We start from the raw sequence: 14531 nt of genomic DNA on the forward strand, positions 1-14531 counted from the left end.
CCTTACTTAAGATCAGCCGCAGAAGTAAGCTGGTTAGTGGTTGCATCGTATTTAACAGATGCAGCTTTCTCAAGCTTACCGCCTTCGTCTTCAACGAAGAAGATTTGCTCAATTTTGGTGTAAGTAAGCGAGAATGACTCAGACGGTTGACCGCCATCGCTACCTGAAATACTAAAGTTTGCCATACGTGCTTCTTCAAGAGAGATAACATAGTAAGGCACAATCCCTTTACCATCACGAGACGGCTTAGTCATCACTAGCTCAACGGTTTTACCGTCTGCACCTGGCTGGAATAAGTAAGTTAGTAGGTACGGTGTTGCACCATCATACGTTTTAGAAATGCTGATTTCACCCAGCGCCACCATACCGTTATCTTGGTTGTTTGCATTGCCAATATCTACAGAAACGCCACGCATAGCGCCCCAAGATAGGCTATCTACTGCGAACCAACCTTTTTTGCTGTTTAAATCGGCAACTGTAGCAGCCCCTTTGATGCTGTCATTGCCGTCGATTCTCATGAAAATTGACGCCATTTGTATTCTCCATAGCTATGTTATTTTTCCCTACTTAGTGTAGGCACAAATTTAAATCTTTCATTTCCCTGAACCATAAGTTCAGGACTCTTCGCTACCAAAGTGGTCCTGATGTCGCGCTGCTATCTGTTGCAGACTTTACTTCAGGCTCTGGTTCAACGTTTGTTTGCACGGGTTGCACCGGCTCTGGCACAACTGGTTCAACAACCGCAGGAGTCGGATTAGATACTGCTATACTCTCTTCCGACAATAATTCACCTAAGTCATTGTCTACGCCCGTCAGCTTGCTGATTTCTGCAAGTGCTGGTGAGTCTTTGGCGATTAACTCTCCCATTAAGTCGGAGAACGACATATTTCCCCACCGAATTGCTCTTGCAAGCAAGTAAGGAATAGGACTGTGTGGCTCGGTCTTTTTGAAAAAAACCGCAATTCTATTTAATTCTTCCAGCGCATGTTCGCGTGTATACACAGCTTTTGCGACAACTGGCTGCGTGGCAACTACAGCGGCTTGCGGTGCTTGATAGGTGGCCTGTGGCGCGCTCTTGGCGGTTTCATTTGGCGTAGCGACAACAGGCTCTGCTGACTGTACTTCCTCAGTGATTGCTGACTCTTGCTGCTCAACATCAGGAAAAAAGTACTGATACATCAACTTTATTTGCTTGATCGTATCGCGTATAAAGCGAAAGCCAAGCAACGCCAAGCCATGTTTGTTGCGATAACCATTGATGAATAAATCAACGTCTTTAAGCTTGCTTTCAATCTCGCTCAACAGATTAAAGCGCTCACTCAACTCGCCTTTTCGCGACTGCAGCGTGGCTGCAAATTCCGCTTTTTTCGCCTCAAGACTGCCATCTTTTTGCGCCAGCAAGTAATCACCAAAGGTGTATTCATCTAACAACGGATAGTGCATCAATGGTACGTTTAACAAGCCAGAATTTGGACTGTCGCCTGTTAGCTGCTCAAGCGGTTTGGTTTGGTTATCACAATGCTTTTGTGCAGCCTCTGTGGCATCCAGCTTGGCAACTTTCTTTTCAGGAAGCCTTGGATGAATAGATTCTCCAAGTTGCTTAAGTGCAAACAAAAAATCGCCTAACCCTTTATTAAATAAAGATAAGTCATCTTTTTTGTACGCCAGTGAAGCAAGCCACCATACAAATACTTCGATGTCACGAGAATCATTTTTAAGCGTTTCACCTGCACTTTGCTGCAACTGATACCAATCATCAGCGTTTTGGCGCTGAAGCACTTGATCTTGAGCCGAGGTAGGCGTTTCTAACAACTTACGCAGGCTGGACTGTGCGACGTTGAGTAAATTACGTAGTTCCCGAAACTTAGTCCGCTCTTCTTTAAGAAATACACCGGCATCAAGCTCAGTACTCGGAGAAAAAAGTAACATAGGCGGCTAATTTCAACCCTATACGCGTTATTATTTATTCTTCATTCCATTGTGGAGCAGAATGATCCAAAGTCAAGATATTAATACCTTGTTAAATTATAGGGTTAGATCATAAAACCGTTAATACGCAGAGAAAAAACCATTATTTTTCGCTATAAATACAAACGTGAACAGCCCTAAATGACGAGAAAATATCAAGTAACTATGGACAAAAAATGAATTTAGTCAGACTTTTTGCTGTTTTTCAAAAAAACCTAAAAAACACTTTAATTATAGTTTTTTAACTTTGATTCAACTTTTACATTCCACTATAGTTGCGCCAATTGGCGTCATACAAAGAGGTTTAAATGAAAGACAATTTCATCAGGGATGGCATTAGAGGCAACTTAGTTGTTAAAGACTTTGTGCCTGCCACAAAAATCGGTAAGTTTGATCTCAAAGTGGAACCACACAAAAAGAAAATCACCGTGATTGTCAAAATCTTTTATCGGTTTATCGACAACACCGAAGATCAACTCTCTTGGTCCATGAATGAAAAGAATGAATTTAAACGCAATGCCCGGCGCGTCATTTTAGAAAAGTGGGCAAACAATTATAAAATCCGCTGCACTAAACAAAACTGGGAAGAGTTTGTGATGGACATTAACTTTGTCATTGCAGAAGTGAACAACCCAGCGTACTGCCGGTATATTGTCGAGGTGAAAAAGCTTGCACGGTATAAATCTAGTGGTGGTATTAATCATGGTATGGTTCCTCATGTTTGCGGCGTAAACAATTTCGCCAATGAAATTGACACCACCAAAAACCAAGAGCGGATTTTCAACTACAAAGAGGGGTTACTGCGCTCAGGATTGAGAAGCTTGCTGCCTGCCGGTGATGGTGACTATATTACTTTTTCATCGGATCAACACATTCTAACCAGTGGTATGAAAAGCTATTTAGACCGTTTTTTAACGGTCGTAAGAGCACGTAGAACCCCAGATGTACTTGGTATTAAAGCGTACATTATTGGCCTGAAAGGCAAAAATGACAGCACCTTTACATACAATTTAGAATCACGCCGAGCAAATTCAGTTGCCAACTATATTAACCAGCGCATTGTCGGCGACAACTTCGCTATTGTGGCCAACACGTCTCAGCAGTGGGCAAAAGACGCAGTGACCTTTTTAAAAACTCGCGATCGTAACCACACGGTGTCTGGTCAAGATGGTGGCGTACTTATTGTTATTCGCACTCCGCATAACGTCGATCGCACCGTACCGCATAAATACATTGTGATGACGCATGAATTTGGGCATATGCTTGGGCTGCCCGACGAGTATTTTGGTGTGCATAGCAACTCCACCATGGCAAAGCTAAGGCTAGATAATGTTTGGCCAAGTACCATACGCTCACAAAGGGTATCGACAGGGAACAAGCGCCTTAGAGAGATGCAAGACGGCTTTACGCAAATGGCCACGCAGGCCAATGTGTCTTTGCCTAACCTGATTTCTAAAACCACCATAGTCAAACGCCCAGAGGCTGAACAAACTTATCAAGAAATACAAGATAAAAATGACCAAATCACTCGACGCAAGCAACAGTTAAAAGATACCTTTGGTCAAAATAGTTGGGCCTACAAAAAGTATAAAGACTCGCATCCTAGACTTTATGCGCCCCCGAGCACAGAAGCAATTTCCAACAGCATCATGCACAGTGGCAGCGATATTCAAAAGGTGCATTTTGTGACAATTTGGTCGGCGTTGTGCAAAGCAACTGAAACACATCTAGATGTCACCGAGTGGGAGATTGTCCCCGCTGAATAAAGACTATCATTAAACTCTATGCTTTGCCTTACACATAACTTTTCAATAACGGGCGCAGGCACGAAAGGCATAATTGCGAAGCAACCCTGCGTGTATGCGCCCCAGCGAACAAAGTGAATCCGTTTGACTTGATATATTGCAATTAGCCATGCCATTGATTTGTATTTACTGCAAAGCTTATTCGTGACACCTGCTCCGACGAGCCTTGTTGTTTGCCATCAACATTAATCTCAACAACTGACAACAAGGATGCTTTTGTGCTAGCTCCAGCATTACTATTACTTTTTACTGTGACTGCAACATCAAAAAATACTCCGCTACCTGAGTCTTTTTTAGCGCCAGGTTGCAAAAGGAACATTTTTGGTAACGGTGAGCCATCTTCTTTTGTTCTTGACGGTTCAAGCTCAGTATTAGCGCTTTCAACACCACGATATATTTGGGTTAGTGTTTCTTTTATAAATGTTTCGAGTTCCATACAATATTTCCTGTTGCAATATAACGCCCGCATAATGGGCGGATTAAGCTTGGCTATATTTAGTAAGACACGAACTAAGCCAAACCTTATTAGTCCATGCGTTGATGCGTTTGTTATAAATCAATTCCTACATTCAATAAATGCAATAGTTTCTTTTTTCCACAGCTCTCTTTCAGTAATCACACCATTTGCTTCCATTATCGTTGGTAAATGATACGGAGGACCTGATTGTAATTTTTCTTTTAATTCGTCAGTGTTATCTCTAACTATTAAAGGGCAACCATATTTTGAGAGCCTTTCTTGAGCTTGTCGTAATACCGCATATTCAGAGTTAGGAAAGAAGTACGCGTTATCTCTAAGTGCAAGATAACCAGAAAAGCTAATGGCACAAAGGGTAAAAATTGAAATAAAAATGGTAAAAATATAAATTGATAATATTGATGGATATTTCTTATAAAAGCCTAGTTGCACCATAAGCTTGCTAAGCTCTTGACCTTCGATAATGATTTGTGGTTCATCAAAGTTTAAAATTTGATCCAATTCAGGAAAGAATGAAAGTTTCAACGATTCAGAAGGGTCTAGCCTTGTAATGAGCAATTCCATTTTTGACTTGTCATAACTGAACTCTACTTCACCATGCCGCTTGTTTGTTCTTACTATTGGTGCGTACTCTAGAGGAGAAGTTAGATTTATTCTGACATTTTCGAGTACACGCTTCGAAAGGTTTTCAATCCATAACTGAGATACGTAAAAACCATCCACTTTTGCTTTTTTTCTCAGTTCACTAGGCAACAAATTTGGAGAAGGTTGCTCAAATTGTACATTTATTGGGTCTGGTGCGTCTTTCGCTATTGTATAAAAAAAACTTAATATCGAGAATGGATTCCACATTTAAGACATACTTCCTTTTGATTTATAACAATTTTATATTGACATATTGGGTCGTTTAGAGGAATTTGAGCAAGTACATGCAGACACCATTACCGCACGGCGCAGCATTTCCCGTTGCCGATATAATCGAGGCACTAAAAGAAAACGGCTACCACCGATATGTAGCTGAGCTGAATGTTTATGAGAAATAATCAATAGGTGAAAAAGAACCCACCAGCATACGTTTGGTTTAATTGAAGCGAATAAATAATAGAGGGTATCAGTGTTATTACTAGCCTTACCAAACTCTTGAAAGAAACTTTTTGCTTTGAACAAAGCCCATTCTAGTTCACTTGGGAGGAAACCTTACACTCCACCAAGGCGCAGCGAGCTTTTATCGATGCGACTCGGTGAAATGAGCAGGTCCCTACCCAAGTGCTCTAAAAACACCCAAGTAAGAAGATTAAGCAACTAGATTAAATCTTTTGCTACTTCCCATAAATTCTTAGCAATATCAATCAATAACTTAATTATGTGAAGGATTAATGCCAATAACTTTAGAGTACGTCCCATTGGATTGAACTTTCATTGAGTTACTCTTCCCACATCGGGTTAACCAAATGTTACACGCAGACTTTTATTTGTCAACATTCGTTTTTTATTATTAACCCCTTATTTAACAGAGGTACCTGAATTTTGACTAGGGAGTCAGCTCCTTCTATATCTGCAATGCACCTTCCTCTATTGAGATCTTTTGGATGCCAGCCCAGTTCTTCTATTTCATGCAATGTGCCAAATGCAAGTTCTGCTGAACCCATATCTCGGCTTTTAAAGACAAACTGTGATGTAAGATTATGTTTAAATTGCTGAGACATTGTTTTTTGGTCAGCCCGTTGCAAGCCTGCGATAATTCGAATACCAGCAGCCCTTGACTTCATTGATAATTGATCGAGCAATTTGGAGGCTTCGGCAGAGTCATTAAAACCAAGTTTAATATCTGCATATTCATCAATTATTAAAATATTCAAAGGGCCATTCCAAGCATCAAGTCCTTGGTCAATGACTTGTTTGAGTCTAGAGTTCATGGTGTCTATTAAGTCTTTGAGCAATTGTAAAGTTTGTTCTTTATCAATTGCTAAGCTGACTTTTTCAGAATTTTTAAAACAGTTAAACCCAGCACCCATCTTTAAGTCGATTATATTGATGCAATCGATATATGGTCTGTTTACAGTGAGAAATTGATAAAGAAGCCAGCGTATAAATTCAGTCTTACCTGACCCAGATTGGCCGACAGTTAGTATGTGGGTCATTTCTTGGATACTATGCCCAACTATATTGGAGCCATTACTAATACCGTAGATAACCTCCCCTGAAGTCAACTCAATATCCTCGCTAGACACGAATTCAGGGATGATATTTTTTGGATCCACAAAAGTACCATTATGTAGTACTAATCCCTTGGCAAAAGTGTCTAAACGTGTTAATTCCATATCAATATAATTAGAAATATCTTTGAGGCGTGCGGCTATTCTTGATGAGTCGATAGTACCGTGGCCAGAGCTCAGATAAAGCAACTGCTCGTTTTCTACATACTCGACATTAATATAATCTCCCTGAGTATCTTTTAACTCAAAAGCAACCGCCATTACATTTGCTCTATCATACTTTGATTCTGAATTACATAGTATTTTTAACTTTTTTTGTGCGAATACATCGTCGATGTATCTAATTAAGTCAATTGCCTCATTGTACTCCTTATTAAACTCAACAACTGTTACCATATGGCGAACTTGTGCAGCGACTACATCAAAACGTTCAGTTAATGACTTAAAGTGCTCCCATTGTCCCTCGATGCTTTGAATATCATGACATGCGTTCAACTCGGGCTCTATTGCTTTGATTTCATTAAGAATAGAATAGTAACTGCGAAAAACTTCGTCTTGTTTTTGCTTCATGAAAAAACTGATAAGCCATCCAATAATTTTGAAAGGCAGTAATATAAGGTAAAAAACTAACTTTGCTGCACTATCAAATTGTTTATCGTAGCTCATTTTTCACAACTCCTTTGCTTAAAAAGTAAACTTGAATTATAATTAAACGTAACATTAAAGCAATGCAAATGTTAACAATGTATTTCACTCTTGGTAAAAGGATTATTATGTTTACAAAGCTCAATCAAATTGCAATTTTGTTTGTTCTCTCCACGTTTAAACTCGCATGGTTAATTATCAGCCTGCCTTTTAAGCTTTTCGCGGCAAAAAAGGAGAAGAAAACGACTCTGGGAGATTCAGATATCGAAAAAATAAAAAAGCAAACAAAGGATACATACAAGTTGTAAGGACTTAAGCTGAAAACTAATTAGCGCCAGGGAGAAACCAATACTGAAACTAATAACACCCACCGCTAATAACAATGGGTGTCAGCGCTGTTTGCTCTAGTGTTGTTTGTTCACTTTCAGTGCACTCAGCCCTGCTAGGAGAGTCTCGTTATCAGGGTTGAAGTGTAAACCTAGCTGATAAAACGTTATCGCTTCTTGTTTTCGCCCTTCGTCTCGGGCATGAGTAGCAAGCCTTTCAAACGTCGCTGCTCGCGTTAATAGCGCGCTCGGGTATGCTGCAGCAAGTCGCTGACACCCACCACTAATTTGCCCCCTCTAAATATACCGCCTAAGCTTTAATCCTGCACTCAATGGATTGAGAAAAACAAACTATGGCAACTGCCCGTAAAAAACAAATCAGTTTAACCGATACCAAATATTATCACTGTATTTCCCGTTGCGTCAGGCGTGCTTTTCTGTGTGGTGAAGATAAATTCACCGGAAAATCATACGAGCACCGCCGGGATTGGGTTGAAGAAACGCTATTGATGTTGGCTTCCATATTTTGCATTGATGTTTGTGCTTATGCCGTGATGAGTAATCATACTCACATTGTTTTATATGTTGATGACAACAAGGCGAAACGTCTGTCCGATGAAGCGATAGTGATACGATGGCACAAGTTATTTAAAGGTAATTGGATAAGCCAAAAATTTACTGAAGGTGAGCCACTCAATGAGTCGGAGCAGTTGATATTAGATGAGCTGGTTGATAAGTACAGGGAAAGGCTGGCCGATATTAGCTGGTTTATGCGAGTACTTAACGAAGACATCGCCCGCCGAGCAAATAAAGAAGATAATTGCACAGGTCGGTTTTGGGAAGGACGGTTTAAATCCCAAGCATTACTGGATGAAGCAGCGCTGGCTGCTTGTCTCGCATACGTAGACCTAAACCCAATTAGATCCAACACCGCCGCAACGCCTGAAACCTCAGACTACGCCAGCATCAAAAAACGCATCGACCACGCTAAGCTGGGAAAGCAACCAAAAAACCTACTACGCTTTGTGGGCAGCCCACGAAAACATATGCCAAAAGGCCTGCCTTTTGAACTCAAATCCTATATTGAATTGGTTGAACTCACAGGCCGTTGTATTCGAGACGACAAGCGAGGCTATATCTTTGAATCTCAGCCCATACTCACTCGACTCAATATAGAACCTGAGAACTGGATAAAACTCACTACGCAGTTTTCTCAGGTATTTCACGGTGCAGTTGGTCGAGAGCGAACAGTAACCACCTACTGTGAAACACTGCAAAAGCGACGGCGGACAAACCTMACAAACTGCGAGCGCTTGTTGGCTTAGCAAAAYTCACATTCTCAAYKCTAGAATTTTCTTACTGCTGTATTTGCAGCGCGTTGCCGTGCGCGATAACCCAGTTTTAGTGTAGAGATACGCTTGGGCGCTAAAAATTGGCCTACCGAAAAACGTTTTTGTACCCAGTGATTGAGGTGTTTACATACTTTTTTACTTCACTACCTCAGTTTGGATGCTAATTGTGATTAATTGTGATGGGTGTCACTTATTTTTCCGCTCTTATTTTTCCGCTTATTTTTCTCCCTTAAAAGACCATCATGCGAGTCATTGGTTTAGTTACGACAATTTCGAAGAACACCATGAAATGATAGTACGCTTAAGAGCCGAAGGGGTGATAACCGATAGTGGTATAATCGAAGCACTAGAAGAAAACGGCTACCACCGATATGTGGCTGAGCTAAATGCTCATGAGAAATAATCAATACACCAGCCTAAGTTTCGTTTAATCGAAGCGAATAAAAATAGTAGACGTACAACTTCGAAAAAACTAAAAAATCATCGACATTAGCAAATAGCTCAGCTAACTTATTCATGACTGTTCCTTTATAAGCTACTCTTTTTTTGGTCGAAATATCTGACCTTGGAACAGTGTTATAGCTCCTAGTTTTTAAATTTTTATCCCGCTCTGGGGTTTAAGAGCTAATGAGTTGCTTAGAAAGATCTCGTCGTACCACAAACCTTTTAAGGAAAAATAATGAAAAGTGCACTTATCGCATTACTCTTACTGTCTTCATTTTACGCTAACGCAGGTAGCGCCCTTATCCCTGAATGGAGACAGCATAATTATGTACATACTTGTATTAACATCAGTAATATATCATCTAGCGATGTCGGTGTAACGGTGAAGCTATATAAGCAAGATGGTAGTTTGTATACAGGTAGCATTACTGGTGAGGGAGCTGTAAATACAGAGTTTACTTTATCGGCTCAAAATACTATCCAAATGTGTGTTCCAGCTTCAGCTTCTAACTTTATGGGCTTTGGCTCCATTACGGGAAGAGCTATAGATTCTTCAGTAACCGATGGTTTTCTTGTTGCTAGAGCGGTGATTTCTGATGTAGTTTCAAAAAATAAATGGCAATCAGTAACCATAAATGGTGGTAAAGCATTTTAGTCTAGACCTTACAAAGCGACTCAGAGTCGAGCAAAAACTTGCTAGTTTGATCGAGACTCTGAATACACTGAACTGGTCAGTCACTGGTCATTCTGACAATATGTAGACCTTTAATACTTAGGGATAAAAATGTAGCTCCATATTTTATTCCTAAGTCACAAAGGTGTCGCCCAGCAATATGGGCGAAGCCAAACAGAAACTTTATTTTAGAAGCTCTTTTGATACAAATAATGAGCAAATTTGTACAATTCTAAGTCGAAACTACCATAACCGTGGTGAACAGATGTCAGGGTTGTTTGTTCTCTCACAAGAGAAGCACTCCAAAAAGCTGTAGCACCTCATAATATAACCGCAATCAACGCGGCTAAAACAAGAGCTGAGAACGTAGACAATACTGTAGCAAATGTACGCCGATTTACGATAGCCACTCAGTACATCTCCCCCTGAGTAACGAGTTTGCTGAGTACAGCGTGCAGTTGCGAAAGCAGAGGCATGACTTGCTCTGATAGCCTCAGTTCAGTCACTTACTTGTTAGGATTTTCACGGTGTGTCAACAAACTCTAATTTAGTACTGTAACTGTAATGAGCATTTCTAACAGACGCATCTATCAAATCTAACTCTCGTTTTATTTTGGGATCTGATTCTTGTCCTTTAACAATCGTGTGGGTAAATATGACGACCCTAAATAGATTTTCTGGTAATGCCAATGCTACCAACCATCTGTATAACGAAAGCTTTTCACCCTCTTCTTCACCTAGTAATGTTGCCCTCTTTAGATATACACCCTTTGCTAGTGTTTCAACAGTGCCAGGAAGTAGAGTATCTTTTATTTTTGTATTTCTTTCGTCCTCAGAATTGCTGGCAAATTCAAATACGCTAATCCTCAAAGTTCCAGTATCAGGTAAGTCTTCATAAAATGTACCCTGGACGCCTAGTTCGTCCTCAACTTTCCAGTTCGCGGGGATTTGAAATGAAACGGCATCTCGATAGTTGACTGTTTTCATATCTTGCATTTTTAACCCGTTAGCTAATGAAATGAGAGGTACAAATAGAAGAGATAAAATACTCATACGTAGCGTTTTAATCATAAAGAAAATCCTAGCGCCTCACTGTTAGCCGCATAAATGCTTGACTAAAATTTGCGAGCAACGAGCACAGCCAAGCTTTTTGTGTCCGCCCTTTTTAATTTAATTTGTTATATGCCTGTTGTATCTATTTTATGACCATAAATAACAAGGTGATTAATAATTTCTCGAGACTTGGGGTTACCAATTAACTCATTGGTTAACTCACTACCTCCCCGCTCTTCTGTCATTAGATGATCATGTGCATTTCCAGTTTTTTCGGCTTGCGCTGCAATAACCTCTAACCGAGATGCTAACCAGCGACACTTTTCTGGTGAAGCATGTATAAAAACTTGTTCTGCTTTTTCTAAAGCTAGCATCAGAACCCTTTTGGCATATAACTCTGCAAATAAATGGCAAAAATTAGCTAGCTAAAATTTGTGAGGTACGAACAAAGCCAACTATTTTTGTCAGCACTTTTAATTTGCTTTGTTAGTTACACTATTGCATGCAGATAACTTCGTCTGATTGATAAGAGCCATTAGCTTGTTTAAAGTGTATTTCGAACTCATTTCCACAAACATTGTTACCAATAAACCGTTTACAGTAAAACAGGTCTCCGTCTTGATTTTTATACCAAGAATCGATATCAGTTTTATATTTAGAGTTTAAAGTTTCAGGGGTGCTGTTTATTTCCTCCAAATGATTCAAATCGAAAGTACATCCATTTACCGGTTTAGCCGAACAACCTGATAGAAGCATCAATATTATAATCACACGCCACATTCTAAATGTGCACCAACGCTTGCCGTAAACGGCGCAAAATGACAGGCTAAGATTAGCGAGGAATGAGCGCAGCCAAGCTTTAGACTTCCATTCATTAATGCGCTTGTTATATGGTTATTTGCTGTCTAGCCAACATTTAGAAAATACTATGTCATTAGAGTTGGAAACAATAAGCTTGTGCACATAATCCAAACCATGAAGAGGTGCTGGATCTCTACCAATCATATACGCAGTATTAGATGAGGCAATTAGTTTTTCATTAATACTTACTGATGCTTCATTGTTTAACAATAAGCCTTCGAATAACCCTTGATAACCCGCCATCACATGAATTGCTTTATTTAACTCTTGCCCTTTCAATCCTTCTGTCACGATCAAAAGGTTTGAATGATCCACAAGTTTGTTTTTCGGTAAGCCAGCCAAGCTATTAATTATGTATTCTTTGGCGTTTTTCAAATAAGGTTTATTAGTTGCCATATTACCTTCAACAAAATTTATCGCCTTTGAAACAGAGACAATAACTTTTGAGTTGTTAGTTTTATAGAAAATTGCAGGTAGCTCATAAGATACGGGATGGCTTAAATCAGACTTCCATTTAACAGGGTACTGATTTGACTCGCAAGGGTCAGAGTCGGCATAAGCCAAGCGAGAAGCTAAAAATACCATCAAAATTAAAAATTTACACATACTTTCCTTAGTCATATAACAATTTAATATCGACCAATAATAGGTCGCTTTCCTGAATAGGAGAAGTTCATAGCAACTAGACACAAAATCAGTACTGAAAAATAATTTTTTAATGTCCGTTGTTCGCTTTTTTGAGGCATTCACATAAGCATGTTTTGGGGCATTTTCGATTTAAGAATGGCAGCGTATCGACTATGATCGCTGCCATTCTAGTATGATACTCTAATACTTAGAATCTTTATTGTTCACCCACAAAAAAGGCACTTGCGCGCCTTTTCTTATTCTACCGTTACACTCTTGGCGAGATTTCTCGGTTGGTCAACATCGGTGCCTTTGATCACGGCTACATAGTACGAAAGTAGCTGTAATGGGATGGTGTAAACCACTGGAGCGATGATATTTTCTACGTGATTGACGTTCATTACTCGCATGGTGTCGTCTGAGGCAAAGTTTGAGTCTTTGTCTGCAAATACATAGATGATGCCGCCGCGTGCGCGTACTTCTTCAACGTTTGATTTGAGCTTTTCAAGCAGCTCGTTGTTTGGTGCAACGACGATGATTGGCATATCTGCGTCGATAAGCGCGAGCGGCCCGTGTTTTAACTCGCCTGCTGCATAGGCTTCTGCGTGGATGTAGGAGATCTCTTTAAGCTTAAGCGCACCTTCCATTGCGATTGGGTATTGTGAACCACGGCCAAGGAACAATGAGTGATGTTTGTCGGCAAATTCTTCTGCAAGAAGTTCAATACCATCGGCCATCGTTAGGGTTTCTTCAAGCTTGGTTGGCAGGGTTTTGATGGCGTTGACGATTGCGCTTTGATCACGGCCTTTTTCCTGCGCGATTGACGCAGTTAGCATCAATAAGCCAACTAGTTGAGTCGTAAATGCTTTAGTTGATGCCACCCCAATTTCAGCGCCTGCTTTGGTCATAAAGGCAAGATCTGACTCACGTACTAGCGATGAGCCTGGTACGTTACAGATGGTCATTGACGCCATATAGCCTTGCTCTTTGGCAAGACGCAGTGCCGCAAGCGTGTCTGCAGTTTCACCCGATTGTGAAATGGTTACCAACAGGCTGTTTTCGTGAACGAATGAGTCGCGGTAGCGAAACTCTGAGGCAATTTCAACGTTACAGCTTACGCCTGCAAATTGCTCTAGCCAGTAGCGCGCCACCATGCCTGAGTGGTAAGACGTACCACATGCGATGATCTGTACGTGCTTTACATCTTTAAAAATTTCATTAGCTTTGTCGCCAAATGCGTCGATACTAACGCGATCGTTATCTAAGCGGCCTTCAAGTGTATTACGTACGGCCATTGGCTGCTCGTAGATTTCTTTTAGCATGTAGTGGCGATATTCACCTTTGCCCGACGCATCTTGCGTGATGTTAGACTCAACCACTTCGCGCTCTACAGGGTTGCCGTTTATGTCGAAGATTTCTACCGTTTCGCGAGTAATGCGTGCTACATCGCCTTCTTCTAGGAAGATAAAGCTGCGGGTTACTGGTAATAGCGCGAGCTGATCAGAGGCGATAAAGTTTTCGCCAAGACCGAGGCCGATCACCAGTGGGCTGCCTGAGCGTGCCACGATGATTTCATCTTGATTGGCTTTATCAAATAATACCGTACCGTATGCACCTTCAAGCTGTTTTACCGCGGCTTGCACAGCAGCAAGTAATGTAGTGTGCTGTTGTCTAAGCTGATGGATGAGGTGCACCATTACTTCGGTGTCAGTGTCAGACAAAAACTCATAGCCATCTTCTTTGAGTGCACTACGTAAGCCTTCGTGATTTTCAATAATGCCGTTGTGCACCAATGCGATTTCGCTGTTAGAGATATGCGGATGCGCGTTAGCCTCAGTTACGCCACCGTGAGTTGCCCAGCGCGTGTGCGCGATACCGGTAGTACCTTTTACTTCAGCGTTTTCAAGGGCTGACTCTAGGTTTACTACTTTACCTACCGCTTTTACACTATTTAGCGCGCCACCTTCGCAAAGTGCAACACCCGCAGAGTCATAACCACGATATTCAAGGCGCTTTAGGCCTTCGATAAGAATTTTGTTTACTGGACGCTCAGCAACGGCGCCTACGATTCCACACATAATCTCTC

13 protein-coding genes are annotated in these 14531 nt (G+C 40.8%); 4 read left to right on the forward strand and 9 right to left on the reverse strand.

What is annotated here, in order from left to right; all coding sequences use genetic code 11:
• Nucleotides 1-2: 2 nt before the first annotated feature.
• Both EAG18_RS02160 and EAG18_RS02165 read right to left on the reverse strand, forming a co-directional pair.
• Nucleotides 3-533 carry a type VI secretion system tube protein Hcp gene (locus EAG18_RS02160; RefSeq protein WP_125250770.1) on the reverse strand — a complete coding sequence of 177 codons (531 nt, stop codon included), beginning with the start codon at nucleotides 531-533 and terminating at the stop codon, nucleotides 3-5.
• A 94-nt stretch (nucleotides 534-627) separates the two neighbouring features.
• Nucleotides 628-1929, reverse strand: coding sequence for a type VI secretion system ImpA family N-terminal domain-containing protein (locus EAG18_RS02165; protein ID WP_125250771.1), 1302 nt, complete (start codon nucleotides 1927-1929; stop codon nucleotides 628-630).
• 347 nt (nucleotides 1930-2276) lie between these two features.
• On the opposite strand from EAG18_RS02165, the gene EAG18_RS02170 reads away from it, so the two are divergent.
• Nucleotides 2277-3734, forward strand: a complete 1458-nt coding sequence (locus tag EAG18_RS02170; RefSeq protein WP_125250772.1) for a hypothetical protein — start codon at nucleotides 2277-2279, stop codon at nucleotides 3732-3734.
• 142 nt (nucleotides 3735-3876) lie between these two features.
• Here EAG18_RS02170 and EAG18_RS02180 read toward each other — a convergent pair whose 3' ends face one another.
• The 3 genes from EAG18_RS02180 to EAG18_RS02190 form a co-directional block, all read right to left on the reverse strand.
• Entirely contained in the window at nucleotides 3877-4209 is a 333-nt protein-coding gene (locus EAG18_RS02180) for a hypothetical protein (RefSeq protein WP_125250774.1), read from the reverse strand.
• Nucleotides 4210-4329: 120 nt separating this feature from the next.
• Nucleotides 4330-5100, reverse strand: coding sequence for a hypothetical protein (locus EAG18_RS02185; protein WP_125250775.1), 771 nt, complete (start codon nucleotides 5098-5100; stop codon nucleotides 4330-4332).
• Between the two features lie 623 nt (nucleotides 5101-5723).
• Nucleotides 5724-7130: an FtsK/SpoIIIE domain-containing protein gene (locus EAG18_RS02190; RefSeq protein ID WP_125250776.1), complete on the reverse strand. Its 1407-nt coding sequence runs from the start codon at nucleotides 7128-7130 to the stop codon at nucleotides 5724-5726.
• A gap of 658 nt (nucleotides 7131-7788) precedes the next feature.
• Between EAG18_RS02190 and EAG18_RS02195 the strand changes: the two genes are divergently transcribed.
• From EAG18_RS02195 to EAG18_RS02205, 3 genes are all read left to right on the forward strand, one after another.
• On the forward strand, nucleotides 7789-8760 hold the full coding sequence (locus EAG18_RS02195) for a transposase (RefSeq protein ID WP_125250777.1): 972 nt from the start codon (nucleotides 7789-7791) through the stop codon (nucleotides 8758-8760).
• 193 nt (nucleotides 8761-8953) lie between these two features.
• Nucleotides 8954-9190: a hypothetical protein gene (locus tag EAG18_RS02200; RefSeq protein ID WP_125250778.1), complete on the forward strand. Its 237-nt coding sequence runs from the start codon at nucleotides 8954-8956 to the stop codon at nucleotides 9188-9190.
• 276 nt (nucleotides 9191-9466) lie between these two features.
• Nucleotides 9467-9886 (forward strand): hypothetical protein, encoded by a 420-nt coding sequence (locus tag EAG18_RS02205; protein WP_125250779.1) that lies wholly within the window; start codon nucleotides 9467-9469, stop codon nucleotides 9884-9886.
• Nucleotides 9887-10426: 540 nt separating this feature from the next.
• Here EAG18_RS02205 and EAG18_RS02210 read toward each other — a convergent pair.
• From EAG18_RS02210 to glmS, 4 genes are all read right to left on the reverse strand, one after another.
• The gene (locus EAG18_RS02210) at nucleotides 10427-10975 is read right to left on the reverse strand and encodes a hypothetical protein (RefSeq protein WP_125250780.1); all 549 of its coding nucleotides are present in this window, start codon (nucleotides 10973-10975) and stop codon (nucleotides 10427-10429) included.
• Nucleotides 10976-11082: 107 nt separating this feature from the next.
• A complete protein-coding gene (locus EAG18_RS02215; RefSeq protein ID WP_125250781.1) occupies nucleotides 11083-11331 on the reverse strand; it encodes a hypothetical protein in 249 nt (82 codons plus the stop codon).
• A gap of 520 nt (nucleotides 11332-11851) precedes the next feature.
• Nucleotides 11852-12424 (reverse strand): hypothetical protein, encoded by a 573-nt coding sequence (locus EAG18_RS02220; RefSeq protein WP_125250782.1) that lies wholly within the window; start codon nucleotides 12422-12424, stop codon nucleotides 11852-11854.
• Between the two features lie 278 nt (nucleotides 12425-12702).
• Nucleotides 12703-14523: a glutamine--fructose-6-phosphate transaminase (isomerizing) gene (gene glmS, locus EAG18_RS02225; protein ID WP_125250783.1), complete on the reverse strand. Its 1821-nt coding sequence runs from the start codon at nucleotides 14521-14523 to the stop codon at nucleotides 12703-12705.
• Between the last annotated feature and the right edge of the window lie 8 nt (nucleotides 14524-14531).

Origin of the sequence: Pseudoalteromonas sp. J010 (assembly GCF_003934235.1) — a bacterium.
Taxonomy (GTDB): domain Bacteria; phylum Pseudomonadota; class Gammaproteobacteria; order Enterobacterales; family Alteromonadaceae; genus Pseudoalteromonas; species Pseudoalteromonas peptidolytica.